Raw genomic sequence first — 25,119 nt, 5'->3', positions numbered from 1 at the left:
CATGAGCACAGATAAAGTAGACGCCTTCCTTGAGCGTACCAAGAACTGGCGCGAAGAATTCAGCGCCCTGCGCGCCATCATTTCCAGCAACGGCGATTTGACCGAAGACTTCAAATGGGGCCAGCCTTGCTACACGCTGGATGGTCACAACGTGGTGCTGATGCACGGCTTCAAGGAATACTGCGCGCTGCTGTTCTTCAAGGGTGCGTTGATGCAGGATCCGAAGAACCTGCTGATCCAGCAAACCGAGAACGTGCAAGCCGCGCGCCAGATCCGCTTCAAGGGCGTGGCTGAAATCAGCAGGCAGGAAAAGGTCTTGAAGAGCTACATCAAGGATGCCATCGCGCTGGAAAAGTCCGGCGCCAAGGTTGAGATGAAAAAGACTACCGAGTTCTCCTTCCCTGAAGAGCTGGAGCGCAAGATGGACGATGTCCCGGCCCTGCGCACCGCCTTCGAAGAACTTACACCGGGCCGCCAGCGCGCCTACCTGCTGCACTTCTCGTCGGCCAAGCAGGCCAAGACCCGCGAATCCCGCATCGAGAAAAACGTCCAGCGCATCCTAGCGGGCAAGGGTCTGGATGACTAAGATTGAGCCGCATAGCCACCCCAAAAGTTTGGGGTCTGACCCCGTACGGGGTCAGACCCCTGTGCGCCGCAGTGCGGGGTAAACAATTCCGGCACATTCAGCAGAAAGGCCGCCCCCTGAAACCCGCTAAACCTTGAATGCCATTTTTTGAACCAGGATGTGGGGGTGGCTTTCGAGGGGTTCCCATTCGGGAAGGAAGACAAAGCCTTGGTTTTGGTAGAACGCGACCGCGCGTTGGTTGGCGGGAGCCACGTCGAGTAGGATGCGGGAGTGGCCCTCGGCCTTGCCGTGAGCCTTGACTACACCTACCAACCGGCTAGCAGTCGGCGTACCGCGCTGCCTTGGCGAAACCCACATCGCAATGAGGTTCAGTTCCCGGTTCGCATCCGGCACGTGGGCCACAATGCCTACCGCAGTGTCGCCTTCAAAAGCCAGGATGTAGCGCGCCGGCCCGCGTCCCGCCGCGCGGTCGCGCCAGGCCTCGTCCGTGTACGCCGCTGCGCTGGCGTGGCTCACGCCAAATGCGGTCGGCGCGTCGAGCAAAGCGGCCAGGCGGATGCGCTTGAGTTCTTCCCAGTCCTCTTCCGTCGTATAGCGGCATATCGTCATGGGAGTTGCAGCGCTGTGTTGTTACGCGGCGTGGCGTCTTCGTGGAATAGATCGGAAAGGTACTCGCACAGATCCTGCTCCGCGACGTCGCCAGGGATGATGAAGTCGGCCGGACGGCGCTTGCCCTCGGCGCCGAAGTAGTAGGCGCGCCATGCTCCCGGCGCTCCGGTCACCAAAATGTAGGCGCCGAAGATTTTAAATTTCAGTTCTTTCATTTGAACGCTTCGATTACGACCTTCGCCACTTCGCCGTGAATGTCGGGACGCGATTTGTCGTCCTTGTTGGGCTGCGTAAGGTACACCGCCAGCACGATCGGCGCTTTCCCCGGCGGCCAGATGACGGCGATGTCGTTGACGGTGCCGTAATCGCCAGCGCCGGTTTTGTCAGCCACCGGCCAGCCGGACGGCACGCCTGCGCGGATGCGGGTCGCGCCAGTGGGATTCCCCAGCATCCAATCTTTAAGCTGCTTGCGCTGCGCCGCCGGCAAGGCGTCGCCCAGCACCAGCTTTTGCAGCGACTTCGCCATCGCCAGCGGCGTGGTGGTGTCGCGCACGTCACCGGGAATGGCGGTGTTCAACTCGGTCTCCCAGCGCTCAAGACGGAATTCGGTATCGCCGATCGAACGCGCATATGCCGTTACCGCCGCAGGGCCGCCGATCTGCTTCATCAGCAGATTGGCGGCCGCGTTATCGCTGATTTGCAGCGTCGCCTCGCACAACTCGGCCACGGTCATGCCCTCCGCTAGTCGCTTGCCCGTGATCGGCGAGTGCGGCACGAGGTCACTCTTCTCATACTGGATGCGTTTTTTCAGCAGCGACGGTTCGCGCGCCAATATCGCCGCCGACAGCATCATTTTGAAGGTGCTGCAAAACGGGAAGCGCTCGTCGGCGCGATGCAGCACCAAGCGGCCATCGGCTGTATTCAAGGCCGCCACACCGAGACGCCCGCCCGACTCCTTCTCCAACCGCGCCAGCAGCGCCGTCGGCGACAAGGGCGTGGCGGCCGGCGCCTGATCCAGCAAATCCGCTGCGCGGGCCAAGGGAGTGGAGACCAGCGCCAGCATCAGCGCGCGACGGGTTGTGAAATGGCTCATCGGCTACGAATAACAGTTAAATAAACATAAACACATCATACCAGCGCGTCGGGAATTTTGCTCACTATTGCGCGCACCGCTTTTTGCCTTGGTTGTAGACTGTTTTTATGGCGACTCAAGTACTCATCGTGGGCGCCGGCCCTACCGGCTTGGTGCTTGCCATTGCGTTGGCAAGACGGGGTGTCATTGTCCGCATCATCGACAAAAACAGCGGCCCCGGTGAGGCTTCGCGCGCAATGGCAGTTCATGCGCGCACGCTGGAGTTCTACCGTCAATTGGGCTTTGCCGAGGTGGTGGTCAACCAGGGCATCAAGATAGAAGCCATCCACCTGCGCGAACACGGCGAGGACATTGCGCTGCTGCCGTTGAAAGACATCGGCGCCGGCCTCAGTCCCTATCCCTTCGTGCTGGCCTTCCCGCAGGACGATCACGAACGCCTGCTGGTAGCCCAGCTCAAGGCCGAAGGCGTGGAAGTTGAATGGAACACCGAGCTGGAATCCTTCACGCAGGACGAATGGGGCGTGCGCGCCGTGCTCGAAAAGGACGGTGAACGCCACGCCTGTAGCAGCACCTATTTGTGCGGCTGCGACGGCGCCCGCAGCCGCGTGCGCGAATCGCTCAAACTGGATTTCACCGGCGGCACCTACGATCACCTTTACTACGTGGCCGACGTGCAGACCGCCGGCCCGCCCAATCAAGACCTGGTCGCACACCTTGCCGCCAACACCTTCGCGCTGATGCTGCCGGTGCGCTCGCGCGGCATGCAGCGCCTGATCGGCATCATGCCGGACGGCGTGTCGCCCGACGCGAATTTTGAATCCGTGCGCCCAATCCTGGAGCCGCTGCTGGGCATACAGGTGGAACACGTGAACTGGTTCTCCACCTACCGCGTGCATCACCGCGTGGCGTCGCACTTCCGCTCCGGGCGCTGCTTCCTGTCCGGCGACGCGGCCCACATTCACAGCCCGGCCGGCGGCCAAGGAATGAACACCGGCATCGGCGACGCCGTCAACCTCGCATGGAAACTGGCGCACGTGCTGCAAGGCCGCGCCAGCGCCGCGCTGCTCGACACCTACGAGGCCGAACGCATCGTCTTCGCGCGTAAGCTGGTGATTACCACCGACCGCGCCTTCCAGTTGATCGTCTCCCAGGGGACGGGCGGACAACTGCTGCGTAGCTGGCTGCTGCCGCACGTGTTCCCGGTGCTGAGCGGCTTTGCCGCTGCAAGACGCACACTGTTCAAGACCCTCTCGCAAGTGCTGGTTCATTATCCCGACAGCCCGCTCAGCGGCGGCCGTGCCGGTGAGGTCATTGGCGGCGACCGCCTGCCCTGGGTGCCCGATAATTTCAGCGCCTTGCAGTCGCTGGATTGGCAGCTGCACGTCTACGGCCACGTCGATCCGCTGCTGGCCGCCGCCGCGCAAGCCTTACGACTGCCGCTGCACGCATGGCCGTGGAGCGAAGACGCCGCCCACGCCGGCCTGCTGCAAGACGCGGCCTATTTAATCCGCCCCGACATGCACGTCGCCCTCGCCCTGCCGCGCCAGGAAATCGACGTGCTGCAAGCGCTCACCGCCCGCTTTACATTACGATACAGTCGAGATAACTAAATGCCATTGACATCCGATCGAGTGACACGCTAAGGTCAGCCTCCCGCTGACTCTCATCGATGACTGCCATGACTTACTCCCGCCGCGACTTCTTACTGGCCACCCTGTCCGCCACCGCCGTTCCCGGCCTGTCGTGGGCGAACGCCTCGAGCGCCGACGCCAATTTCTCCAAGCTGCTGGACGATATCGCGGAAGAAGTCCTGCGCCTGTCGCCAACCAGCGCCACCGGCCTTGGCCTCGACAAAGGCGCGCGCGCCGCACTGAAGTCGCAGCTGGAAGACCTGTCGCCGGCCGGCGATGACGCATGGGCGGCCGAAGTCAAATCGATCCACACCCGCCTGCGCGCCGTTGACCGCTCGGCCTTGGGCGCCGATGCGCAAACCCGCTACGACACCATCGCCTACGCGGCCGAATCGGGCATTGCCGGTCTGCGCTTCCCGTTCGGCGGCGCGGCCAGCGGCTTCAATGGCGGCACCGCGCCCTTCCCCGTCACGCAGCAAGACGGCGCGCTGACCCGCATTCCAGAATTCCTCGATTCGCAGCACCAGATTAATAACACCGCCGACGCCGAAGCCTACATCGAACGCCTGGCCGGCATGGCCAGGATGCTTGATCAAGAGACCGCCCGCATCGTCGAACAAGCCGGCAAAGGCATCATGCCGCCGGACTTCATCTGCCACACCGCGCTTGGCCAGTTGCAGGACTTCCGCAAGACCGCCGCCGCAGAGCAAAAGCTGGTGACCTCGATCACCGAGCGCACGCACAAGCAAAACATCGCCGGCGACTGGCAGGCGCGCGCACTGAAGCTGGTGGAAGGCTCGGTCTATCCGGCGCTGGAACGCCAGATCGCCGCCTTTAGCAAGGCCTCGGCCAAGGCCACCAGCGTGGCAGGCGTGCACCGCCTGCCGGACGGCGCGGCTTACTACGAGTGGGCGCTGCGCCTCGGCACCTCGACCACGCGCAGCGCCAAAGAGATCCACGCCATCGGCCTTGAGCAGAACAAGCAGTTGCAAGCGCGCATCGACGCCATCCTGAAAAAGCAAGGCATCACCAAGGGCACGGTGGGCCAACGCCTGCTGGCATTGTCGAAAGACCCGCAGCGCTTCTACGCCGATAACGACAAGGGCCGCGAAGAGCTGATCGCCTACTGCAACGAGCGCGTACAAGCGGTGCGCAAGCTGATGCCGCAAATCTCGCACCTCGATCTGAAAGTGCCGCTGCAAATCAAGCGCGTGCCGATCGATATTGAAGCCGGCGCGCCGCTCGGTTACATGAACTTCGCCTCGCTGGATGGCTCGCGCCCGGCCATCTACTACATCAACCTGAAATCGACCACGCTGTGGCCGAAATCGGAAATCGCCACCCTGACCGCGCACGAAGGCCTGCCTGGCCACGCATGGCAAGGGGCTTACCTGGCCGAGCATCACGACCAGCTGCCGCTGATCTCTTCGCTGATCGGCTTCAACGCCTTCATCGAAGGCTGGGCGCTGTATGCGGAACAGCTGGTCGATGAATTCGGCCTGTACGCCAACGATCCATTCAGCCAGATCGGCTACCTCCAGGCGCAGCAATTCCGCGCTTGCCGCCTGGTGGTGGACACCGGCATGCACGCCATGAAGTGGACGCGCGAACAAGCGATCCGCTTCCTGGTCGAGAACACCGGCCGTGGCCAGCTCGCCATGACCAGCGAGATCGATCGCTACACGGTATCGCCGGGCCAGGCCTGCGGCTACAAGATGGGCCACAACGAAATCCTGCGCCAGCGCGAACGCGCCAAGGCGGCGCTGGGCGGTAAATTCGATCTCGCCGGTTTCAATGACGCGCTGGTGACCAGCTGCGGCGTACCGCTGACTGTTCTGCCGACCGTGATCGACCGGTACATCACTAAACAACAGAAAGCGTAAAAGTCGTTTATACGGCGATGATTTTCTTGTAAGCTTGTTATGTAAATCATGAAAACCATCGCCATTATCGGCGGCGGAGTCACCGGGGTGACTACCGCCTATGCCCTCGCCAAGCGCGGCTTCGCCGTCACCCTGCTGGAACGCCATCGTTACGCGGCCATGGAAACCTCCTATGCCAACGGCGGCCAGCTGTCGGCCTCCAATGCCGAGGTCTGGAACCACCGCGCCACCATCGCCAGGGCTCTGCAATGGATGCTGCGCAGCGATGCGCCGCTGCTGGTGCACGCCCATCCGACGTGGCACAAGCTGTCATGGTTTGCTGAGTTTATCGGCGCCATGCCGCAGTATCACGACAACACCATCGCCCTCGCCCGCATGGCGGTTGCCGCGCGCGAGCATCTGTTCGCATGGGCGGATGAGGAAAGGATTGAATTCGACCTGAAACGCCAAGGCATCCTGCATCTGCACCGCGACCGCCAGGAGTTCGAGCATGCAGTCGCCGTCAGCAAGCTGCTGGAACGCGGCGGCGTGCCGCGCCGCGCCGTTACGCCGGATGAGATGCGCGCGATTGAGCCGGCGCTGCAAGGCCAATACTACGGCGGCCATTACACCGAGAGCGATAGCAGTGGCGACATCCACAAATTCACCACGGGCCTCGCACAAGCCGCGCAGCGCCTCGGCGCGCAGCTGCGCTTCAATCAAGAGGTAGTGCAGCTCAGCGCCAGCGATGATGGCGTCAGCATCACGGTGCTGCAAGGCGACAGCGCCGACACCACGGACTACGATGCGGTAGTGATTTGCGCCGGCGCCGCCAGCCGCAATCTGGCGGCGCAAGTCGGCGACGACGTGAATGTCTATCCGGTCAAAGGCTATTCGGTCACCGTGCACTTGGACGACGCGGCCAGCCAGGCGGCCGCGCCGCAAGTCAGCCTGGTGGACGACACCGTAAAGCTGGTGTGCAGCCGCTTGGGCGGCAAGCGCCTGCGGGTGGCCGGCACTGCCGAGTTCCACGGCTATAACCGCGACATTCGCGCCGACCGCATCGCACCGCTGACCGCCTGGGTGCAGCATAACTTCCCAGACGTCAGTACGCGCAGCATCACGCCGTGGGCCGGCCTGCGTCCGATGATGCCGGATTTGATGCCGCGCGTGGGCCGCGGCAAAGCCCCGGGCGTGTTCTATAACACCGGTCACGGCCACCTGGGCTGGACTTTATGCGCCGCCACTGCCGATATGGTGGCAGCCAGCATCGCCGCCTCACGCGACTCTGTGCTGCAACGCACGACCGTGCCCTTGAAATTAGCCTAAACTACCTTCATCTAGGGCCTGTCTTCACTAGGAGGTATCAGACATGACGGCACAATCTATTGCACGTATCACCATGCTGGCTGGCGCCTTGGCGTTCGCAGCCCCTGTATTTGCCGCCGAGCCGACCATCCACGACGTCTACGTGGCCGCCGAAGCGGGCAAATATGCAGAAGCGCAAACGATGATGGATCAGGTGCTGAAAGCGCACCCGAACAGCGCCACCGCGTATTTCGTCGAAGCCGAGCTGCAGGCCAAGCAAGGCCAGTTCGTCGCTGCGCAAGCGTCGCTGGCTAAAGCTGAACAGCTTTCTCCCGGTCTGCCGAAGGTCAAGCCGGAAGCAGTCGCCAAGCTGAAAACGCTGCTGGCGGAAGGCCAGAAAACGAACTATTCGCAGCAGCCGGCGCGCCACAGCAACGCCAATGGCAGCTACTCGAACGCTGCACCGCAGAGCAGCGGCTTTTCGTGGGGCGGCATCCTGATTATTGGCGCGGGCCTGGCCGGCTTTATCTGGCTGGCGACGCGTTTCATGCAGCGCCGCCAACAGCAGCAGATCAATGGCGATGGCTATAACCCAGCAGCCTACAATCCGGGCGCGGCGCCCGGCTATCCTCCTGGCGGCTATCCACAACAGGGCCAGCCAGGTTATGGTCAAGCGGGTTGGGGCCAGCAAGGCTATCCACAGCCAGCGCAATCGGGCATGGGCTCGCGCATCATGGGCGGCTTAGCCACTGGTGCAGCGGTTGGTGCGGGTATCGTGGCGGGTGAAGCGCTGGCACGCCAATTCACCGGCGGCCATGACTCCAGCTCGGGCAATCATGACCAGCAGCGCAACGACATCGTCTACGACGATCCGTCACAGCGCGATGAGCTGCTGCGCCGCGACGACATGGGCGGCAACGACTTCGGCACCAGCGGCGGCTGGGACGATGGCGGCAGCGGCGGTGGCGATAGCGGCGGTGGCGGCGACTGGGACTGATCCCGGCGCGCTAGACGCAATACCTCACGGGGCGCGGCGCTCGCCCGCCCCCGCAGCTTCCATCGCCGCGTCCCAATACGGCGGGCTACCGAAATACTCCTTCAAATGACGTATCAATAGCTGCGACTTGGCTTGGTTCGACCTGCCCGGCATGTGCACCGCGTGGATTGCCGGCTCGTTCGGATCGAGGCGCACGCTTGCAGTGTCGCGCTCCACCGGCAGCATCGGGAACACCGGCACCAGCTGCCCAGCCACGATGGCGTCACTAGCCAGCCAGTTCGCCAGATGCACAATGCCCGCACCGCTGATGGCAGCGTGCAGCAGCGAGTCGGTATCGTCGCAGCGCAAGCGCCCCTTTACCGGCAAGGGCTGGTAGCCATTCACTCCTTCAAAGCGCCACCAGCCGCGCGGCGGCACGCGACCGTTCACTGTCAGGCATTCGTGATTGAGCAGGTCTTCCGGCGACTTAGGCCAGCCATGGCGCTCCAGATACGCCGGACTGGCGCTGACCACACGGTTCATGCCCGCCAGCCGGGTCGCCACCAGGTCGCTGGCCGGCAGCACGCCGGCGCGCACCGCCACGTCGACGCGCCGCGCCGACAAATCCACCACGTCGTCGCTGACATGCAGATCAACCTCGATCATTGGATGGCGCTGTAAAAAGCTCGCAATCGCCGGCGCCACATGCAAGCGGCCGAAGGCAGCCGGCGCGGTCACCGTCAGCAGGCCACGCGGCTCGGTGTCCAGCTCCTGCACCGCGCTTCTGCCCTCGGCCAGTTCGGCCAGAATATTGCGCGCGCGTGGCAGAAAGCGTTCGCCAGCATCGGTCACGATGAGCTGCCTACTGCTACGCAGCAGCAAGCGCGCGCCCAAATCCTCCTCCAGCGCATCGATCTTGCGCGACACGGACGACACCGCCATTTCCAGCTGCACCGCCGCCCGCGACAAGCTCCCGAGTTCAACTACCGTTACCAAGCATTTCAAAGCGTCAATCATCATTTCCTCGTCAACACATCTTTGCATTACACGCAAAGACTATTTGCCTTTTTGCATATTGTGCCATTTTTTGCAAAGCAGCATACTTCGTCTTATCGATGAATTGTTAAGGACGCCAGAATGAAATTTTCACCTTTGTTTGCCGCACTCGCCGTTGCAGCACCGGCTTTCGCCGCCGCCCCGCTGGCCGGCACCAACGCTCCCGGTTTCCACCGCATCATGCTGGGCGACTTTGAAGTGACCGCCGTCAGCGACGGCACCGTTGACCTGCCGATGGACAAACTGCTGCATGAACCAGCGGACGTCACCACCAAAGCGCTGGCGCGCAACTTCCAGACCGTGCCGACCGAGACCTCGGTCAATGGCTTCCTGATCAACACCGGCAGCAAATTAATCTTGGTGGACGCCGGCGCCGGCGGCCTGTTCGGCCCTACCCTCGGCAAGCTGGCCGCCAACATCAAGGCCTCTGGCTATCAGCCGGAGCAGATCGATGAAATTTATTTGACCCACCTGCATCCAGACCACGTGGGCGGCCTCGCAGCCAATGCGCAAGCGGTATTCCCGAATGCCGTGGTGCGCGCCGATCAACGCGATACCGATTTTTGGCTGAGCCAGGCGAATCAAGATACAGCGCCGGCCGACAGCAAGGGCTTCTTCCAGGGCGCGATGGTCTCGCTGTCGCCATACGCAGCGAACCAGCACCTGAAGCCATTCAGCGGCGACACCGAACTGGCGCCGGGCATCCGCGCCACCTCGAGCTACGGCCACACGCCGGGCCACACTATCTACACGGTGGAGAGCAAGGGCAAAAAGCTGGTGCTGCTCGGTGACCTGATCCACGTCGGCGCGGTGCAGTTCGACCACCCGGAAGTGACCATTGGTTTCGACAGCGACGCCAAGGCCGCTGCCGCCGCCCGCGCCAAGGTATTCCAGGCCGTGGCCAAGGATGGCACGCTGGTCGGCGTAGCCCACCTGTCGTTCCCTGGCCTAGGCCATTTGCGCAGCAATGGCAAGGGCTATCAGTGGGTGCCTGTCGCGTATAGCCAACTGCGCCAGTAAGTTTCGTGTCAGCGAACATTGTGAAAATTTGCCATATGAGTACCATGCCCTCTCCCATCTCGGTTCTCGTTGTAGACGACCACCCGCTGCTGCGCGCAGGTCTCACCGAAGCCATCTCCACGCAAAGCGATATGTGCGTGGTGGGAGAGGCTTGCGACGGCCGCGAGGCCATAGCCGCTTTCAACGAGCTGCGGCCCGACGTCACCATCATGGATATCGCCATGCCGGAGATAGACGGCGTGACAGCTTTGCAGGAGATACGGCGCGAGCATAACAACGCGCGCGTTGTTATGCTCACCACTTACAAGGGCGATGCGCAGATTCTGCGCGCGGTGCAAGCCGGCGCGGCGGGCTTCCTTTTAAAGAGCACCCTGCGCAAGGATTTACTGGACACCGTGCGCGGTGTCCATATCGGCCAGCGCCGCATCCCGCCGGAGATCGCGATGGAATTGGCCCAGCACATGGGCCAGGGCCCGTTGAGTTCACGCGAGATGGAGGTGTTGAATTATGCGGCGAGTGGGCATTCCAATCGCCGCATCGCGGAGCGCCTGTCGATTTCCGAGGAAACCGTCAAGGCCCACATGAAGAATGTGCTGGCCAAGCTGGCCGCGAACGACCGCACCCACGCGGTGACGATCGCCCTGAAGCGCGGGATTATTACGATTTAATCCTTTGCTGTAAAAGCCAGGCCAGCCAGCAAGACACACGGCAGCAGCAAGCCGTGGAAGCCAGCCAGCACAAACGCCACGCCGCCGCTCATGCAGCCAGCGGCGAACGCGAACACCGGCCATGCCAGCTTCTTGCAGCGGCCGATCGCCTCCTTATCGCCGCGCAGCGAATCGACCATCTCGATCACCAGCGTGGTCACGTTACCGGTCATGACGGTGGTGGCCGCAGCCTTCCCCAGCAGCAGCTTGCCGTAAGCGTTTTGCACCGCCATCGCACCGGCGCACAGCGAACCGGTAAGCAGCGTCAGTGGCGCCGACGCTTCCACCACCGGCGCGGCCTGCCACGCGCACAGCACCGTCGCCAGCATCACGAATAGCTGGAACAGGAAGCTGTTGCGCAAAGTCTTGCCGCCGCTGCGCTCCCAGTGCAGGATCGCCAGCCGCGCCAAGGCCACGAACAGGATAAACACCGGGAACACCATCAGCTTGATGCCGATCGCTTGCGAAGGCTCGATCAAGGCGCGGCCGATCAAGACAAAGTTACCTGTGACGTGGGCCGTGAACAGGCCGAACAAACCCACAAAGCCCAGCGTGTCCACGTAGCCGGCCAGGAAGCCCAGCGCCACGCCTTGTTTGATATCACCGCGTTCCATTACTACCCTTTTGTAAATCGAGCCACGCCACCAGCAGGAAAGCGCCGGTCAAGCCGAGATGCTCGTAAAAACTGTTAGCCGCCGCAAAGCGCTCCATGCCGGACATCTCCCAGTAGCGGTTAGCCACGAAGGTGGCCGCCAGCGTGAACACGCCGAGGAAGCCCGCGCCCAGCCAGCGATAGAAGCCGGTGAGGATGGCTACCGAAGCGCCCAGCTCCAGCGCAATCACCAGCGCCGCCAGCGGCGCCGCCGGCGACAGGCCGAAATGCTGCATCTCGCCGATGGCCGCATTGAAGTCGGTCAGCTTGTTGATGCCGCCCTGCAGATAGGCGGCGCACAGCAGCAGCAAACACACCGAGCGTATCCACGGCGCGCGCGCCGCGGCAGTTGCAATCGCCGGCGCGCGCATCATACCGCCCAGCAGGCGCAGCCCAGCGCACCCCAGAAGCTCTTGAGATCCGAGGTTGGCAGCTTGCTGCCCCACGCGTTGGCGTGCTGGTGGCCGTGCACATTGCAGTTGTTGGCGCAGCCGCAGGCCGCGGCCTGTTGCTCACGCTCGCGCTTTTGCTGCAATTGGCGCTTCTCCAGTTCCTTGAGCGCGGCGCGGCTGGTGCCCTGCTTCTCGCCCCAGCCGGCGTAGCCGCCGAAACGGCGCACCGGCGACCAATCCGGCATGGCCGGCGGCGGCAGCGTGTCGTGGCTGGCGAAAGCGCCAGCCGCGTACACCACTTTGCCGCCGACGATGGTCAGGTCGGAAGTCATATCCCAGATTTCGCTTTCGGCGCAGGCGAAGAAGTCCTTGTCCGGCACAATCATGTCGGCCAGCTGGCCCACCTGGATGCGGCCCTTCTTGCCTTCTTCGTTGGAGAACCAGGTGGTGTTCTCAGTCCACATGCGCAGCGCGGCTTCGCGGTCGAGGCAATTGGCGCGCGGGTAGAGCTGTGCGCCGCCCACGGTTTTGCCGGTGATCAGCCAGGCCAGCGATACCCACGGATTGTACGAAGCCACACGGGTGGCGTCGGTGCCGGCCGAGGTTTTCACGCCCGCCTCGAGAATCTTCTTGACCGGCGGCGTGGCCTCGGCCGCGCCGTGGCCGTAACGCTCGATGAAGTATTCGCCTTGATACGCCATGCGGTGCTGCACGGCGACGCCGCCGCCCAGCGCGGCGATGCGGTCGATCGAACGGTCAGAGATGGTCTCTGCGTGGTCGAAGAACCAGTTCAAGCCTTCCAGCGGAATGTCCTGGTTCACGCGCTCGAACACGTCCAGCGCGCGGCTGATGGTTTCGTCGTAAGTGGCGTGCATGCGCCATGGCCAGCGGTTCTGCGCCAGTACGCGCACCACGCCTTCCAGATCGTCTTCCATCGATTCCGGCATGTCGGGACGCGGCTGGCGGAAGTCTTCAAAGTCGGCCGCCGAGAAAGTCAACATCTCGCCCGCGCCGTTGTGGCGGAAATAGTCGTCGCCCTGCTGGTACTTCACGCTTTGCGTCCAGTTCAGGAAGTCTTCCTTTTCCTGCTTGGGCTTTTGCGTGAACAGGTTGTAGGCCATGCGGATGGTCAGCTGCTTGGCGTCGGCCAGCTGCTGGATCACCTGGTAGTCTTCCGGGTAGTTCTGGAAGCCGCCGCCGGCATCGATCACGCCGGTCACGCCGAGGCGATTCAGCTCGCGCATGAAGTGGCGGGTCGAGTTGACCTGGTATTCCAGCGGCAGTTTCGGGCCTTTCGACAAGGTCGAATACAGGATCGACGCATTCGGCTTGGCCAGCAGCAGGCCGGTTGGATTGCCCGAGCCGTCGCGCAGGATTTGGCCGCCTTGCGGCTCCGGCGTGTCCTTCGTGTAGCCGACGGCGCGCAGCGCGGCGCCGTTCAGCAGCGCGCGGTCGTACAGGTGCAGGATGAACACCGGCGTATCCGGCGCCACCGCGTTCAGTTCCTCGATAGTCGGCAAGCGTTTTTCGGCAAATTGGTGTTCGGTGAAACCGCCGACCACGCGCACCCATTGCGGCGCCGGCGTGATCGCCACTTGCGCCTTCAGCATGGCCATGGCGTCGGCCAGCGAGCGCACGCCGTCCCAGCGCAGCTCGAGGTTGAAATTCAAACCGCCGCGAATGATGTGGCAATGGTTGTCGATCAGGCCTGGCAGCACGCGCTTGCCTTTCAGGTCGATAACCTGGGTTTGCGGGCCGGCCAGCGCCATGATCTCGTCGGCACGGCCGACGTGGGTGAATTTGCCGTCCTTGATGGCGACAGCTTCGGCGTGGGGATTGCTGCGGTCCAGCGTGGTGAATAAACCGCGATGCAGAATCAGGTCAGGGGTTGTTTGCGACATTAGCTACTCCTAGTTTCATCGGACTTCTGCGCGGATGGCAGTTGGCCGAAACAATGCGGCTTGACGTGGTCTTCGATCCACGACACCTTGGGGGCGTCCGGCTGCCACAGCTGGCGCAGCAGCGGCGGCAGCTGCTCGCCCACCAGCATGCCCAGCAGGCCGACCAGCGCTATCACCGGCGGCGCCGGCGAACGTACGTTCAGAAATCCGTAGATTAGGCCGACCAGCAGGCCGACGGCCACCGACACGATATACATTTTCATGATTTAGCATAGCTCCAGTAAGTAAATCGTGCGCACAGTGTAGAGAGACTGTCGGTTTCACACATCACCGGGATTGATCGTGTTTGCCCCTTCCTTTTGGGGGATCTCAACTTGCGCTTGAATAGGTGCTAAAATCGCCACATCCGCCCTCCCACCCGCACCATGACGACTGCACGCGCATCTTTGCTCCTGCATGCCGCAGCTTTATGCGGCCTGCTTTGGTGCGCCCCCGCATCAGCCCAACAGCCGGCAGTCCGCCTGCAAGAGCAGTACACCCACACCGCGTGGGGCGCACTCGATACCGCGCCGGTCGATATCCTCAACATCGCACAGACCAGCGATGGCTGGTTATGGCTGGCCACCGGCACCGGCTTGTACCGCTTCGACGGCCGCCGCTACGAACGCATGGACAGCGTGGAAGGCCACGCCCTGCTCTCCTCCAACGTGCGCACCCTGTACGCGCCGCCCGAAGGCGGGCTATGGGTCGGCTACCGCATGGGCGGCGGCATCAGCTACTTCCACAACGGCCAGGCGCGCCACTTCGTCGCTGGACAAGGACTGCCATCCGGCGCCATTACCAGCATTGCCCGCGGGCCGGACGGCGTGCTGTGGGTGGCGGCGCGCGACGGCCTGGCGCGGCTCGATGGCGACCGTTTCGTCACCATCGGCGCGGAGGCCGGCCTGCCGAAACGGCGCGCGCGCCAAGTGCTGTTCGATCGCAGCGGGCGGCAGTGGGTGGCAATGCAGGCCGGGATTTACAGCCGCGCAGACACCCGCTCGCCATTCCAGCCGGCGTGGCCCGCCGGCGATTTAAGCAGCTTATCGCTGGCACCCGATGGCACAGTGTGGGCCTCCGACGTCGACAATTACTACCGCATGCAGCCATCGGCGCCGGACGGTGCGGCGGCGGCCAAGCCTGCCCTCGCCGGCAACAATATGCACTACGACCGCGATGGCAATATGTGGCTGTTCCGCGCCGGCGGCATGGAGCGGCGCAACGCCGGCAGCAGCGACACCGCCCACCAGCAGGATTTGAGCGGCGGCCTGCCGCAAAGCTTCTTCCAGGATCGCGAGGGCAATGTCTGGATCGGCACCTCGGCCGGACTGAATCGCTTCCGCCGCAACCGCTTGCTCACGCTGCCGCTGCAAACCATTTTCAATCACCCGGCGATTGCGCCGGTGAACGGCGGCGGCGTGTGGGCCGGCGACCGTATCGGCGCGCTGCACGCGCTGGGGCCGGAAGGCGAGCGGCGCAGCGTGCTGTCCGGCCATATCTCGGCGCTGTACCGCGACCCGGACGGCGTGCTGTGGGCCGGCAACGACGACGAAGTCTGGAGCGTGGACAGTGGCCGTGTCGAACGCTACCCGCTGCCGCCGGAAGCGCGCAGCTACGAGGTGCAAGCCATGAGCCGCGCCGCCGGCGGCGGACTGTGGGTCTCCATCGTGCGCGAGGGCTTGTATTTGCTGAAGAACGGCGAGTGGCAGCGCCAGCCTGCCCTGCCCCTCACCACGCCCGGGATGGCCGACCAGTTCCCGACCTGCTTGACCGACGGCGGCAACGGCGTGCTGTGGGCCGGCTACATCCGCAATCACATCGTCAAGCTGGAGGGCGGCACGGTCACCATGTACGGCGCCGAGCTGGGACTGGAGCTGGGCAATGTACTGACCATGTACCGCAATAGCGGCCAGCTGTGGGCCGGCGGTGAACGCGGCGTGGCGTGGTTCAACGGCGAACGCTTTGTGCCGCTGCATGGCCGCAAGGGCGAGACTTTCCGCGGCGTGTCCGGCATCGCCGTCACCGCGCGCGGCGATCTTTGGCTGTTCGGCACCGAGGGCTTAACCCGTATCAGCGCGGAACAGGTGGCGCTGGCCCGGCGCCTGCAAGGCCATGAGGTGGAATACGAACGCTTCGACGCGCATGACGGCCTGCTCGGCGCGGCTTCGCAGTTGCGTCCCATGCCTTCTCTGGTGCTTGGCGATGACGGCCTGCTATGGATGGCGACGGCCAACCGCATCAACTGGATCGATCCGTCGCGCATCGTCCGCAACCCGGTGCCGCCGGCGGTGCTGGTGCAGGGGTTGGCCATCGGCGAGCAGCACTACACGCCGGTGCAGGGCCTGCAGCTGCCGAAAAACACCAGCAGCTTGCGGCTCGATTACACGGCCCTCAGTCTCAGCGTGCCGGAACGGGTGCGCTTCCGTTATCGGCTCGATGGCGTCGACAGCGACTGGCAAGACCCAGGCACGCGCCGCCAGGCCTTCTATACCAATCTGGATCCGGGCAAGTACCGCTTCCGCGTGATGGCGGCCAACGAGGACGGCGTGTGGAATCTGCAGGAAGCGCAACTGGACTTCAGCATTCCGCCCACCTTTATCGAAACCGCCTGGTTCAAAGTATTGTGCACCGTGGGCGTGGGCCTGCTGCTGTGGATCGCCTACCGCCTGCGCCTTCAGCACGTGACCAATCAATTGCGCCGCGGGCTGGAAGACCGCGCCGATGAACGCGAGCGCATTGCCCGCGCACTGCACGACACCTTCCTGCAAAGCGTGCAAGGCTTGATGCTGCGCGTGCAAACCCTGCTCAAGCGCCTGCCGCCGGGCGGCGAGGCCTATCAGCTGGTGGAGAAAATTCTCAACCAGGCCGACGAAGTGCTGGCCGAGGGACGCGAACAAGTCAGCGGCTTGCGCAAGCTGGCGTCCTACCAGCACGACCTGCCGCGCTTGTTCAGCGAATTGGGACAACAGCTGCGTGAAGAGCACGCGGCCGATTTCGCGCTGATCGTCACTGGCCAGTTGGCAGGCTTGAAGGAACCGGCCGGCGAGCACCTGTATCACATCGGCCGCGAGGCGCTACTAAACGCTTTCCGCCACTCGGACGCGTGCCGCATCGAGCTGGAACTCGGCTATGCACAGGATTACGTCACGCTGCAAGTGCGCGACGATGGGCGCGGCATTTCGGATGAGGTGCTGGCGGCCGGCGAGCTGCCCGGCCACTGGGGCTTGATCGGCATGCGCGAGCGCGCCGTGAAAATCGACGCAACGCTGGACTTGTGGTGCCGCCCCGGCTTGGGCACGGTGGTGGAAGTGCGGGCGCCGGCTGCGGCGGTCTACCAGCGCAGGCGCGGTGCGCTGCGCCGCTGGCTGATGCGCGAAGCAGCGTAAAGGTTTACTGCATCACGCCGCAGGCGTGCAGATCGAGAATGCCGCGTTCAATCGCCAGCGTGACGGCGTGGGTGCGGTCGCTGGCATTGAGCTTGGCGAGGATACTCTTCATGTGCACCTTGACCGTTTCTTCCGAAATCGCCAGGTGCATGCCGATGCGCTTATTGCTCTGGCCTCCGGCCACCAATTGCAGCACCTCTATTTCGCGCTTGCTCAGCGCTCCCTCGTGCCAATGCTCGGCAATGCCGCTGGCAACGGCGGCCGGTATGCTGCGCCGGCCCTCGTGCACACAGCGGATGGTCGCCAACAGCTCCTTGCGCAGCATGCTCTTTAACAGATAGCCGGAAGCGCCGGCTGCAATCGCGCGCTGCGCCAGCACGTCGCCCTCGTAGGTGGTCAGCACCACGATGCGGGCATTGGGAAATTCCTTGCGGATGGCGAGGGTGGCGTCGATGCCGTTCATGTCCGGCATCTGGATATCCATCAGCGTGACGTCGGGCTGCCAGCGGCGGTAGGCTTCTACCGCTTGCACGCCGTTGGTGGCTTCTTCCACCAGCTGCATATCTTCTTCGTCGGCGATCACGCTGGCTATGCCCTCGCGGAACATGGGGTGATCATCTACGCTCAAGATCGTAATAGGCGGCTTCATACCTCAAATCATGCCACAACCGCAAGTGTTTGCCTATACCTCCATCTAGGTAGGCCCCACCTCCCGGATCGGGGCGTGGCAAAACAGCATGAAAAGCTTAATCTTATGCTCATGCGAGGATTCAGTTCCAGTTTTCCGCGCGGAGGCGCGGGCGTCGGTCTCTTGATGTTGAGAGCAGCCGTAAGTCTGCAGCTACTGATCGAGAGCGGCTGCGGAGGCGTCACGCCTTGGTGGCTGGCGATGCTGGAACTGGCGCTGGTGCTGGCGTTAGCAGTCGGTGTGGTAACGCCGGTAGCCGCTTTATTCAGCGGCGGCTTCCAGGTGGCCTGCCTTGTGCACGCCGACTGGCCGCATGCCGCCACGCTCATGATTGCCACGGTAACGGCGATTGCGCTGGTACTGACTGGAGCCGGTGCGTACTCGGTGGATGCGCGCCTGTTTGGGCGGCGACGCCTGGTTGTACCACCGGATCCGATGGATAGCGATTGATTGCGATTTAATTTTTAGGAGAATGACATGCGAGTGGATACCCGTTCTTGGCCACAGACCGCCGTTGGCGGCGCCGGTAACACCAGCACCGTCGTCCAGCAAGGCGACAAAGTCAGCGTGCACATCGCGCACGCTGATCCCATAGTCAGCGCCGGCGTGGCAGCGCTGCTGGGCGCGCACAGCGATATGCAGATCAGCGCCGACGGCAAGGCCGACGTGATCATCCTCGATCACCGCAGCGGCCTGGAACACATGCGCCAGTGCGCCAATGCGCACCATGGCGACCAGCAGCCGCGCGTGCTGATCGTCACCCAGCTGGAACGCGAATGGGAAGTGCGCACCGCCATGATGGCCGGCGTGCACGGCTACCTGCTGCAAAACACCGACCCGGAACAGTTGATCACCGCTGTACGCACGCTGAGCCGCGGCATGCGCTACCTGAGCTCCGAATTGAGCCGCTGCGTGGCCGACAGCTTCACCCGCATCGGCCTGACCAGCCGCGAGACCGACGTGCTGCAACTGCTGGCACAAGGCCAATGCAACAAGTCGATTGCGCGCGAACTGGGCATCGGCGTCGGCACCGTCAAGACCCACGTCAAAGGTCTTTTTGACAAGCTTGGCGCAACGGCACGCACCCACGCCGTGGTGCTGGCCACGCGGCGCGGACTTGTAGGCGATTCCTATCTCAATCAGCCGCATTGAGGTAAAATCGGCGGATGCACGCCCCAACCATCACCATGAGCACACAACATCAGAAGACGCGCTACCAGCGCGTCGTGATGTTCTTCGTGCTGCTGTTTTTGGCGCTGCAACTGCTGGGGGCCAGTTCACACACCCACGCCTACACCGAACACGAACCGGATTGCGCCGCCTGCGCGGTAGTGCATCTGCCGGCTGGCGGCGTACCGCCCGCCACCGTTTCCGTTGCCCCGGTAGCGCTGCAAGCCAGCCTGCCGGTATTGACGCCTCCTGTCGCGGTACGCGCCGCGCAAACCAGCTATCTCACCCCGCCGTCCCACGCGCCGCCCGGCGTTGCTGTTTCTTCCATCTGAATTTTTTCTAAGCTCGCTACGCTGCATTGTTTTGCGCATAGCGGCACACCTATACATTCGAGGATTTAATATGCAACGCCGTATCTTGCCGCTGCTGATCGCAGCCATTTTCTGCAACCACGCATACGCTGATGACGACACCGTCATACCGCAAGTGGAAGTGACCGCCGCCCATTTGAAAAATGCGCGCATCGATCTGTCGCCTAACGTCGGCACCACCATCTACAGCATCGACAAGCACATGGTCGATCAGCTGGGCCAAGGCGACAACACGCCGTTCAACGAAGTGCTGCTGCGCCTTCCGGGCGTGAGCCAGGATTCCAAGGGTTCCGGCTCGATCCACGTGCGCGATGACCACGGCAACGTGCAGTACCGCGTCAACGGCGTGCAGTTGCCGGAATCGATCAGCGGCTTTGGCCAGTCGATCGACACGCGCTTCGTTGAATCTACCGACTTCATTACCGGCGCGCTGCCGGCGCAATTCGGCCTGCGCACGTCCGGCATTGTCGATATCCAGACCAAGGAAGGCCAGCCTAAAAACGGCGGCCGCATCGGCGTGCTGGTTGGCAGCCATGATCACGTAGAGCCGAGCGCGGAATTCTTCGGCACCGAGGGCGCGTTCAACTACTACCTGTCCGGCAGCTACGTCACCAATAAACTCGGCATCGAGAATCCGCTGCCGACGACTACCGCGCTGCACGACCGCACCAATCAAACCAAATCTTTCGGCACCCTGTCCTACTTCGTGGACGATAACACCCGCCTGGGCCTGATGTTCGGCACCTACAACGGCCGCTTCCAGATTCCGAACAATCCAAATCAGGAACCGGCTTACACCATCGCCGGCACGCCGGATTCTTCGCAGCTGGACGAGCGCCAGCGCGAACTGAATCGCTTCCTGGTGCTGTCGCTGCAAAAGAGCGTGGGCGATTTGAACTACCAGGTGTCCGCCTTCCATCAGAAATCGGAACTGCACTACACGCCGGACGCGGTGGGCGACTTGGCCTACAACGGCGTGGCTTCCGACACGCTGCGCTCGAACACCGCCAACGGCCTGCAATTCGACGCCAGCTACAAACTGAATGACACCCACACCCTGCGCACCGGCGTGGCCTACACCCGCCAGACTTCGCACAGCGACAACAGCGTCGGCGTGTTCGACTTGAACGACGACGGCACGCGAGCGTCCACCACGCCGCGCACCATCATCGACAACAGCAGCAAGACCGGCAAACTGTCCAGCATCTACCTGCAAGATGAATGGCATATCGGCGCGCCGCTGACCATCAACTATGGTGTGCGCTTTGATAAAGTGTCGGCCTTCGTCGATGAGCAGCAATGGAGCCCGCGCGTCAACGTGGCCTACCAAGTCGCCAAGGGCACGGCGCTGCACGCCGGCTACTCGCGCTACTTCACGCCACCGCCACAGGAACTGGCGGCGCAATCGAGCATCGACAAATACGCCGGCACCTCGAATGCGCCGGAAGTGCCGGTATCGGACAACGTCAAGTCCGAGCGCACGCACTACTTCGATGTCGGCATTAGCCACCAGTTGAGCGACTCGCTGACCGTGACGGCGGATGCCTACTACAAGAAAATCCGCAACATGCTGGACGAAGGCCAGTTCGGCCAGGCGCTGATCCTGTCGCCGTTTAACTATGACCGCGGCTACGCCAAGGGCTTGGAACTGTCGGGCGTCTACAACCAGAAAAACTGGGGCGCATTCTTGAACGTCACCACGCAGAAGGCCGAGGGCACCAACATCACCTCCGGCCAATCGCTGTTTGGCCCGGACGAATTGGCCTACATCGCCAACCACTACATCCACGTCGACCACGACCAAACCGTGACGCTGTCTGGCGGCGCGCACTACCACTGGGGCGATTCGCAAATCAGCGGCGACTTCCTGTACGGCAGCGGCTTGCGCATGACGCCGGACGATGCAGCGCCAAACTCCGGCCACCTGCCGCACTACACCACCGTCAACCTCGCGCTGACGCACACGTGGAAAGCGACGCCGGTCGGCACGGTCGAAGGCCGCCTCGCCCTGATCAACGCCTTCGACAAATCCTACCTGCTGCGCGACGGCTCGGGGGTCGGCGTCGGTGCACCGCAGTACGGCGAACGCCGCTCGCTGTACGCAGGCATCTCCACTAGCTTCTAACCTGCTCCAGGCCAACCGTTATTCGAACTAACTGGTTGGCCTTCAATCACCGCCGCCCGACAGCTGAGCCGCTCAAGTAGACATTGCCCGTTCGCGAAATAACTATCCGATAGGCGGATTCCGCCCCAAAGCGGGCACACGTATTAAGGTGAGTTAGCCGCCGAAGGGGTAATGACTTCACTCATCACAGCTTTTATGGCGGTAGAAAAACCAGCAGAGCGTTGCTGCAGATCCCTGTATAGAGGAATCAATGAATCTTGGAATGCTCTTCGCGCAGCGATATACTCATTTGACGCGACGTCCAATGCCGCGAGAAGCTCTTGTACTGTTGGTTGGGGATTCGCGAGATTTGAAGCGGTTTCAATTTGAGTCTTCAGCATTTCTCTTCTTAAGTTCAATTCTCGGACGGGAGCTATATTTCCAAGTATGGCGACAATCATTGCTTGATGAGCTAAAAAAAAGTCCGCTCCCGGCGTCTGCAATTCTGGAAAGTACAAAGTTACCAACATATCCAACTTATCTATCGGGCTGTCCGCAGGTTCGAATGACACAGTTTCATGAGGGGCGGTCATTTGTCTTGCGAGCCAACTCCTAGTGGCATAAAGGGTTAACATTACTTCTTCCAGTTTTTCCCGCCGCAAGGTTTTGTATTCCCGAACAGACCAGTCACTATGCGCTAGAGCCATCTCCACTGTTTTTGCAGTAAATGTCGTCTGTGCGAGCTGATGCTTTACTTCATCAAAGTTCTCTTGAATCGCCTTGAATTTCCCTTGCTCTCCCCCGTAACTACGGATGAACGATGAAAACATAGCTCCAACACCCGCTAATGCAATTAGAGTTATATAAAACCAGACATTACCAAACAGCTCTTTTTGGACAATGAGTCTCGCCAATTCCGCAAGCGCAGCTTCGTTCATCAAACAATACCCAAGATAGTACCGATTTGCATTTCAAAACCTCATGGAATTTGAGTGTCTGGTTCTGGCCGAACGCAGCCACTATCTAATTTCGGTTCAAAGTTAGTTGAGTGCTTGCCGGGTTAAACGGAAGCAACGAAACTCCTTCATTCCAGAGCTCAACTGCACAAGGGAAAACGGCACGACTCCCAATCTTAGCAATGCTCAATTTCTTGATTTGACGGTTTAAGCGTGTCGAGAATGCTGCGATCTTTTTGAAGTCCCACTCTTCAGGCGAAGGCTTCTCCTGATAAACAGGCGCCCATTTTCCAGCGCCTGTCGCTGTGAAATGATTTGTGTGAGAGTTTCTTAGCCCATCTGGTGCGGCTCTCGATAAATAGAGCTGGACTAGCCCCCAACCGTCAGCTTCGTATCTGAACTTCGCACCGTTGCACTGCTCTGGATCTAGTTCTACGCGTTTCGGCACGAACGACGGCCCAGCGCCGACAACGTAGAGCTGAAGGTGAACGGTATGCCATTGCCTACCGTTTGTGTAGACCCGCTCAAATTCGGCCAGCACTTCCTCCGTCGAATGAAATTCCTTGAGCGGCGCTTCAAATTGTGAGGACAATTCGAATACTCTGCACATTCCGTCAGCGAAAAGCCAATCCAAGAGTGGCGCATGATCTTGCGCAGTAGCGTAGAAATCGCAATTCGGCATCGATGGGTTTCTCTATTTTGAGCTTGCTTTGTCAATCCGTTCTTGGCCAAAATTCGACCAATGACACCAAGGATAGCATGTTGCCAATGTGAAAACAGCAACACAAAAATTTAATTAGGACTCCTTGACAAATCCATTTGATGGCGTATCATACGCAGCATGGACACCAAATCTAAAAAGCCGTGGCAGGATACACCGGACGTTTCGGCCCGTATCGTTACCTCTATCGGGCGCATTGCCAGCGTAATGCGCTCCGGTATGTGGGAGTTTGCCACGGCCGAAAATCTGAATCCCACCCAGGCCGAGATGCTGCAATTGCTGCAGGGTCGTAAGCAGGGAGTGCGCTTGTCGTGGCTGGCGTCGCAGTTGTCGATCAGTGCGGCCAGCGCCAGTGATTCGGTATCGGCCTTGGTGTCCAAGGGTTTGCTGTACAAGGCGCGCGCAGAAGATGACGGCCGCGCCACTGCACTCTTCCTCACCCCGGAAGGTGCAACAATGGCGGCCCGTATCGGTAGCGCCCTGGATTTTGCCGACCAAGCTGCGGCCGCCCTGCCTGCGTCACAACAGGCGGAGCTGCTCACCGGCTTGTTCAAACTGATCGCGCAGTTGCAAAAGACGGATCGCTTCCCCGAGATGCGCGCCTGCTTGTCGTGCCGGTTCTTTGAACCAAATCGCCATCCAGGCAAGCCAGCCCCGCACCACTGTGGTTTGGTGAATGCGCCGCTGTCGGTGCCGCTGTTGCGCATGGATTGCCTTGAACACGAACCGGCCGATCCGGTAGCCAAGGCGCGTAACTGGAAAGTGTTTGCGTAGTTTCTTAACTCATTTTTTTTGACCAATTTAATTAGGAGTCCTATCATGTCTCGCATTAACCTCGTTACCCCAGCTGACACCACCGGCGAACGTCAACAAATCCTGGCCCAAATCAACGGCGCTTTCGGCGCTACGCCAAACATGTTCAAGGCCGTAGCCAATTCCACCGCAGCGCTGAAAAGCATGTGGGGCTCGTTCGGCGCCCTGGGCGGCGGCGTCATCAGCGCCAAGCTCGGCGAACAAATCGCCGTCGCCATCGCCGACCGCAACGACTGCGAATACTGCCTGGCCGCCCACACCGTGCTGGGTCGCAAAGCCGGCGCCACCGCTGAAGAAATGAGCGCCGCTCAAGCCGGCCAATCGGCTGATCCAAAAACTGCCGCCGCCCTGCGCTTCGCGGTCGCCGTGGTCAACAACCGCGCGCAAATCACGGACGAAGAAGTGGCCAACCTGCGCGGCGTCGGCTTCACCGAAGAAGAAATCGTCGAGATCCTGGCGCACGTGGCGCTGAACCTGTTCACCAACTACGTGAACGTGGCGTTCAAAGTGCCGGTCGATTTCCCATCGGTCAAACTGCGCGCTAAATAAGGAGCGGCCATGTTCCCTATCGCCCCCGAACTGCACGCCGCGGAATGGCTGAACACCGCTAAACCGCTGTCGCTGCAGCAGTTGCGCGGCAAGGTCGTCGCCATCTACGCGTTCCAGATGCTATGCCCCGGCTGCGTTTCGCACGGCATCCCGCAGGCCAAGAGCATCCGCGCCACGTTTGATGAGAAGGATGTGGCGGTGCTCGGACTGCACTCGGTGTTCGAGCACCACGCGGTGATGAATCGCGCCGCGCTGGAAGCCTTCGTGCACGAGTACCGCATCGGCTTCCCGGTGGCGATAGACCAGCCCTCGCCCCACGGCCCCATCCCGCTGACGATGGAGGAGTATCAGCTGCGCGGCACGCCAACGCTGATCCTGATCGATCGCCAAGGGCGGCTGCGGCTCAGCCACTTTGGCCGTGCCGAAGATATGCAAGTCGGCGCGCTGATCGGCCAGTTGGTGGCGGAAGCCGCACCGCAGCAGGCACAGTGCGACGACGAAGCGTGCAGCATCCGCTAGCAATGCATCT

At 61.9% G+C, this 25,119-nt stretch carries 26 protein-coding genes; 15 read left to right on the top strand and 11 right to left on the bottom strand.

The window, feature by feature from the left end; translation table 11 throughout:
• The first annotated feature begins 1 nt into the window (after position 1).
• Positions 2 to 586, top strand: coding sequence for a YdeI/OmpD-associated family protein (locus GTP45_RS08150; protein ID WP_161013339.1), 585 nt, complete (start codon positions 2 to 4; stop codon positions 584 to 586).
• A gap of 126 nt (positions 587 to 712) precedes the next feature.
• Here GTP45_RS08150 and GTP45_RS08145 read toward each other — a convergent pair whose 3' ends face one another.
• Genes GTP45_RS08145 through bla form a run of 3 tightly spaced genes read right to left on the bottom strand, consistent with a single transcriptional unit; the run spans position 713 to position 2,288 of the window.
• On the bottom strand, positions 713 to 1,195 hold the full coding sequence (locus GTP45_RS08145) for a GNAT family N-acetyltransferase (RefSeq protein WP_161013338.1): 483 nt from the start codon (positions 1,193 to 1,195) through the stop codon (positions 713 to 715).
• Positions 1,192 to 1,410, bottom strand: coding sequence for a DUF7661 family protein (locus GTP45_RS08140; protein ID WP_161013337.1), 219 nt, complete (start codon positions 1,408 to 1,410; stop codon positions 1,192 to 1,194). Before GTP45_RS08140 ends, GTP45_RS08145 begins: the two co-directional genes overlap by 4 nt.
• Positions 1,407 to 2,288, bottom strand: a complete 882-nt coding sequence (bla, locus tag GTP45_RS08135; protein WP_161013336.1) for a class A beta-lactamase — start codon at positions 2,286 to 2,288, stop codon at positions 1,407 to 1,409. Before bla ends, GTP45_RS08140 begins: the two co-directional genes overlap by 4 nt.
• 107 nt (positions 2,289 to 2,395) lie before the next feature.
• Here bla and GTP45_RS08130 point away from each other — a divergent pair, with 107 nt between their 5' ends.
• The 4 genes from GTP45_RS08130 to GTP45_RS08115 all read left to right on the top strand — a co-directional run bounded on the left by GTP45_RS08130 (position 2,396) and on the right by GTP45_RS08115 (position 8,086).
• Entirely contained in the window at positions 2,396 to 3,898 is a 1,503-nt protein-coding gene (locus GTP45_RS08130; RefSeq protein WP_161013335.1) for an FAD-dependent monooxygenase, read from the top strand.
• A 68-nt stretch (positions 3,899 to 3,966) separates the two neighbouring features.
• A complete protein-coding gene (locus GTP45_RS08125; protein WP_161013334.1) occupies positions 3,967 to 5,802 on the top strand; it encodes a DUF885 domain-containing protein in 1,836 nt (611 codons plus the stop codon).
• Between the two features lie 48 nt (positions 5,803 to 5,850).
• Positions 5,851 to 7,110 (top strand): D-amino acid dehydrogenase, encoded by a 1,260-nt coding sequence (locus GTP45_RS08120; protein ID WP_161013333.1) that lies wholly within the window; start codon positions 5,851 to 5,853, stop codon positions 7,108 to 7,110.
• A 43-nt stretch (positions 7,111 to 7,153) separates the two neighbouring features.
• Positions 7,154 to 8,086 (top strand): tetratricopeptide repeat protein, encoded by a 933-nt coding sequence (locus tag GTP45_RS08115; RefSeq protein WP_161013332.1) that lies wholly within the window; start codon positions 7,154 to 7,156, stop codon positions 8,084 to 8,086.
• A 24-nt stretch (positions 8,087 to 8,110) separates the two neighbouring features.
• On the opposite strand, the gene GTP45_RS08110 is transcribed toward GTP45_RS08115, so the two are convergent.
• On the bottom strand, positions 8,111 to 9,085 hold the full coding sequence (locus GTP45_RS08110; protein ID WP_229258375.1) for a LysR family transcriptional regulator: 975 nt from the start codon (positions 9,083 to 9,085) through the stop codon (positions 8,111 to 8,113).
• Between the two features lie 117 nt (positions 9,086 to 9,202).
• On the opposite strand from GTP45_RS08110, the gene GTP45_RS08105 reads away from it, so the two are divergent.
• A complete protein-coding gene (locus GTP45_RS08105) occupies positions 9,203 to 10,141 on the top strand; it encodes an MBL fold metallo-hydrolase (RefSeq protein ID WP_161013331.1) in 939 nt (312 codons plus the stop codon).
• Between the two features lie 44 nt (positions 10,142 to 10,185).
• Positions 10,186 to 10,809: a response regulator transcription factor gene (locus GTP45_RS08100; RefSeq protein WP_229258374.1), complete on the top strand. Its 624-nt coding sequence runs from the start codon at positions 10,186 to 10,188 to the stop codon at positions 10,807 to 10,809.
• Here GTP45_RS08100 and GTP45_RS08095 read toward each other — a convergent pair.
• Genes GTP45_RS08095 through GTP45_RS08080 form a run of 4 tightly spaced genes read right to left on the bottom strand, consistent with a single transcriptional unit; the run spans position 10,806 to position 14,056 of the window.
• Positions 10,806 to 11,462: a YoaK family protein gene (locus GTP45_RS08095; RefSeq protein ID WP_161013329.1), complete on the bottom strand. Its 657-nt coding sequence runs from the start codon at positions 11,460 to 11,462 to the stop codon at positions 10,806 to 10,808. The two genes, GTP45_RS08100 and GTP45_RS08095, sit on opposite strands and share 4 nt — an antisense overlap.
• Complete coding sequence (locus tag GTP45_RS08090; RefSeq protein WP_217363319.1) at positions 11,449 to 11,874, bottom strand: DoxX family protein; 426 nt, start codon at positions 11,872 to 11,874, stop codon at positions 11,449 to 11,451. Before GTP45_RS08090 ends, GTP45_RS08095 begins: the two co-directional genes overlap by 14 nt.
• Positions 11,871 to 13,793 carry an amidohydrolase gene (locus GTP45_RS08085; RefSeq protein ID WP_161013328.1) on the bottom strand — a complete coding sequence of 641 codons (1,923 nt, stop codon included), beginning with the start codon at positions 13,791 to 13,793 and terminating at the stop codon, positions 11,871 to 11,873. The genes GTP45_RS08090 and GTP45_RS08085 overlap by 4 nt, the downstream gene beginning before the upstream one ends.
• Positions 13,793 to 14,056: a XapX domain-containing protein gene (locus tag GTP45_RS08080; protein ID WP_166454552.1), complete on the bottom strand. Its 264-nt coding sequence runs from the start codon at positions 14,054 to 14,056 to the stop codon at positions 13,793 to 13,795. Before GTP45_RS08080 ends, GTP45_RS08085 begins: the two co-directional genes overlap by 1 nt.
• A gap of 162 nt (positions 14,057 to 14,218) precedes the next feature.
• Between GTP45_RS08080 and GTP45_RS08075 the strand changes: the two genes are divergently transcribed.
• Positions 14,219 to 17,218: a sensor histidine kinase gene (locus GTP45_RS08075; RefSeq protein WP_161013327.1), complete on the top strand. Its 3,000-nt coding sequence runs from the start codon at positions 14,219 to 14,221 to the stop codon at positions 17,216 to 17,218.
• A 4-nt stretch (positions 17,219 to 17,222) separates the two neighbouring features.
• Here GTP45_RS08075 and GTP45_RS08070 read toward each other — a convergent pair whose 3' ends face one another.
• Positions 17,223 to 17,867, bottom strand: coding sequence for a response regulator (locus GTP45_RS08070; RefSeq protein ID WP_161013326.1), 645 nt, complete (start codon positions 17,865 to 17,867; stop codon positions 17,223 to 17,225).
• A gap of 165 nt (positions 17,868 to 18,032) precedes the next feature.
• Here GTP45_RS08070 and GTP45_RS08065 point away from each other — a divergent pair, with 165 nt between their 5' ends.
• The 4 genes from GTP45_RS08065 to GTP45_RS08050 all read left to right on the top strand — a co-directional run bounded on the left by GTP45_RS08065 (position 18,033) and on the right by GTP45_RS08050 (position 21,572).
• Positions 18,033 to 18,356, top strand: a complete 324-nt coding sequence (locus GTP45_RS08065; RefSeq protein WP_161013325.1) for a hypothetical protein — start codon at positions 18,033 to 18,035, stop codon at positions 18,354 to 18,356.
• 27 nt (positions 18,357 to 18,383) lie between these two features.
• Positions 18,384 to 19,058, top strand: coding sequence for a LuxR C-terminal-related transcriptional regulator (locus GTP45_RS08060; protein ID WP_161013324.1), 675 nt, complete (start codon positions 18,384 to 18,386; stop codon positions 19,056 to 19,058).
• Positions 19,059 to 19,093: 35 nt separating this feature from the next.
• A complete protein-coding gene (locus GTP45_RS08055) occupies positions 19,094 to 19,408 on the top strand; it encodes a hypothetical protein (protein ID WP_229258373.1) in 315 nt (104 codons plus the stop codon).
• Positions 19,409 to 19,478: 70 nt separating this feature from the next.
• A complete protein-coding gene (locus GTP45_RS08050) occupies positions 19,479 to 21,572 on the top strand; it encodes a TonB-dependent receptor (RefSeq protein WP_161013323.1) in 2,094 nt (697 codons plus the stop codon).
• 143 nt (positions 21,573 to 21,715) lie between these two features.
• On the opposite strand, the gene GTP45_RS08045 is transcribed toward GTP45_RS08050, so the two are convergent.
• Together GTP45_RS08045 and GTP45_RS08040 are read right to left on the bottom strand one after the other, a co-directional pair.
• Positions 21,716 to 22,489, bottom strand: a complete 774-nt coding sequence (locus GTP45_RS08045; RefSeq protein WP_161013322.1) for a hypothetical protein — start codon at positions 22,487 to 22,489, stop codon at positions 21,716 to 21,718.
• Positions 22,490 to 22,574: 85 nt separating this feature from the next.
• Complete coding sequence (locus GTP45_RS08040) at positions 22,575 to 23,189, bottom strand: hypothetical protein (RefSeq protein ID WP_161013321.1); 615 nt, start codon at positions 23,187 to 23,189, stop codon at positions 22,575 to 22,577.
• A 159-nt stretch (positions 23,190 to 23,348) separates the two neighbouring features.
• On the opposite strand from GTP45_RS08040, the gene GTP45_RS08035 reads away from it, so the two are divergent.
• From GTP45_RS08035 to GTP45_RS08025, 3 genes are read left to right on the top strand one after another with little or no spacing between them, the layout of a single operon-like run.
• The gene (locus GTP45_RS08035; RefSeq protein ID WP_161013320.1) at positions 23,349 to 24,002 is read left to right on the top strand and encodes a MarR family transcriptional regulator; all 654 of its coding nucleotides are present in this window, start codon (positions 23,349 to 23,351) and stop codon (positions 24,000 to 24,002) included.
• Positions 24,003 to 24,047: 45 nt separating this feature from the next.
• The gene (locus tag GTP45_RS08030) at positions 24,048 to 24,590 is read left to right on the top strand and encodes a carboxymuconolactone decarboxylase family protein (protein WP_161013319.1); all 543 of its coding nucleotides are present in this window, start codon (positions 24,048 to 24,050) and stop codon (positions 24,588 to 24,590) included.
• 9 nt (positions 24,591 to 24,599) lie between these two features.
• Complete coding sequence (locus GTP45_RS08025; protein WP_161013318.1) at positions 24,600 to 25,109, top strand: redoxin domain-containing protein; 510 nt, start codon at positions 24,600 to 24,602, stop codon at positions 25,107 to 25,109.
• Positions 25,110 to 25,119 lie beyond the last annotated feature (10 nt).

Origin of the sequence: Duganella rivi (genome assembly GCF_009857435.1) — a bacterium.
GTDB lineage: Bacteria > Pseudomonadota > Gammaproteobacteria > Burkholderiales > Burkholderiaceae_D > Rugamonas > Rugamonas rivi.
This window is presented reverse-complemented; position numbering and strand designations above follow the sequence as displayed.

Coding starts and splice junctions, on each gene's coding strand:
- GTP45_RS08150 (WP_161013339.1), top strand. CDS start 2: ATGAGCACAGATAAAGTAGACGCCTTCCTTGAGCGTACCAAGAACTGG.
- GTP45_RS08145 (WP_161013338.1), bottom strand. CDS start 1,195: ATGACGATATGCCGCTATACGACGGAAGAGGACTGGGAAGAACTCAAG.
- GTP45_RS08140 (WP_161013337.1), bottom strand. CDS start 1,410: ATGAAAGAACTGAAATTTAAAATCTTCGGCGCCTACATTTTGGTGACC.
- bla (WP_161013336.1), bottom strand. CDS start 2,288: ATGAGCCATTTCACAACCCGTCGCGCGCTGATGCTGGCGCTGGTCTCC.
- GTP45_RS08130 (WP_161013335.1), top strand. CDS start 2,396: ATGGCGACTCAAGTACTCATCGTGGGCGCCGGCCCTACCGGCTTGGTG.
- GTP45_RS08125 (WP_161013334.1), top strand. CDS start 3,967: ATGACTTACTCCCGCCGCGACTTCTTACTGGCCACCCTGTCCGCCACC.
- GTP45_RS08120 (WP_161013333.1), top strand. CDS start 5,851: ATGAAAACCATCGCCATTATCGGCGGCGGAGTCACCGGGGTGACTACC.
- GTP45_RS08115 (WP_161013332.1), top strand. CDS start 7,154: ATGACGGCACAATCTATTGCACGTATCACCATGCTGGCTGGCGCCTTG.
- GTP45_RS08110 (WP_229258375.1), bottom strand. CDS start 9,085: ATGATGATTGACGCTTTGAAATGCTTGGTAACGGTAGTTGAACTCGGG.
- GTP45_RS08105 (WP_161013331.1), top strand. CDS start 9,203: ATGAAATTTTCACCTTTGTTTGCCGCACTCGCCGTTGCAGCACCGGCT.
- GTP45_RS08100 (WP_229258374.1), top strand. CDS start 10,186: ATGCCCTCTCCCATCTCGGTTCTCGTTGTAGACGACCACCCGCTGCTG.
- GTP45_RS08095 (WP_161013329.1), bottom strand. CDS start 11,462: ATGGAACGCGGTGATATCAAACAAGGCGTGGCGCTGGGCTTCCTGGCC.
- GTP45_RS08090 (WP_217363319.1), bottom strand. CDS start 11,874: ATGATGCGCGCGCCGGCGATTGCAACTGCCGCGGCGCGCGCGCCGTGG.
- GTP45_RS08085 (WP_161013328.1), bottom strand. CDS start 13,793: ATGTCGCAAACAACCCCTGACCTGATTCTGCATCGCGGTTTATTCACC.
- GTP45_RS08080 (WP_166454552.1), bottom strand. CDS start 14,056: ATGAAAATGTATATCGTGTCGGTGGCCGTCGGCCTGCTGGTCGGCCTA.
- GTP45_RS08075 (WP_161013327.1), top strand. CDS start 14,219: ATGACGACTGCACGCGCATCTTTGCTCCTGCATGCCGCAGCTTTATGC.
- GTP45_RS08070 (WP_161013326.1), bottom strand. CDS start 17,867: ATGAAGCCGCCTATTACGATCTTGAGCGTAGATGATCACCCCATGTTC.
- GTP45_RS08065 (WP_161013325.1), top strand. CDS start 18,033: ATGTTGAGAGCAGCCGTAAGTCTGCAGCTACTGATCGAGAGCGGCTGC.
- GTP45_RS08060 (WP_161013324.1), top strand. CDS start 18,384: ATGCGAGTGGATACCCGTTCTTGGCCACAGACCGCCGTTGGCGGCGCC.
- GTP45_RS08055 (WP_229258373.1), top strand. CDS start 19,094: ATGAGCACACAACATCAGAAGACGCGCTACCAGCGCGTCGTGATGTTC.
- GTP45_RS08050 (WP_161013323.1), top strand. CDS start 19,479: ATGCAACGCCGTATCTTGCCGCTGCTGATCGCAGCCATTTTCTGCAAC.
- GTP45_RS08045 (WP_161013322.1), bottom strand. CDS start 22,489: ATGAACGAAGCTGCGCTTGCGGAATTGGCGAGACTCATTGTCCAAAAA.
- GTP45_RS08040 (WP_161013321.1), bottom strand. CDS start 23,189: ATGCCGAATTGCGATTTCTACGCTACTGCGCAAGATCATGCGCCACTC.
- GTP45_RS08035 (WP_161013320.1), top strand. CDS start 23,349: ATGGACACCAAATCTAAAAAGCCGTGGCAGGATACACCGGACGTTTCG.
- GTP45_RS08030 (WP_161013319.1), top strand. CDS start 24,048: ATGTCTCGCATTAACCTCGTTACCCCAGCTGACACCACCGGCGAACGT.
- GTP45_RS08025 (WP_161013318.1), top strand. CDS start 24,600: ATGTTCCCTATCGCCCCCGAACTGCACGCCGCGGAATGGCTGAACACC.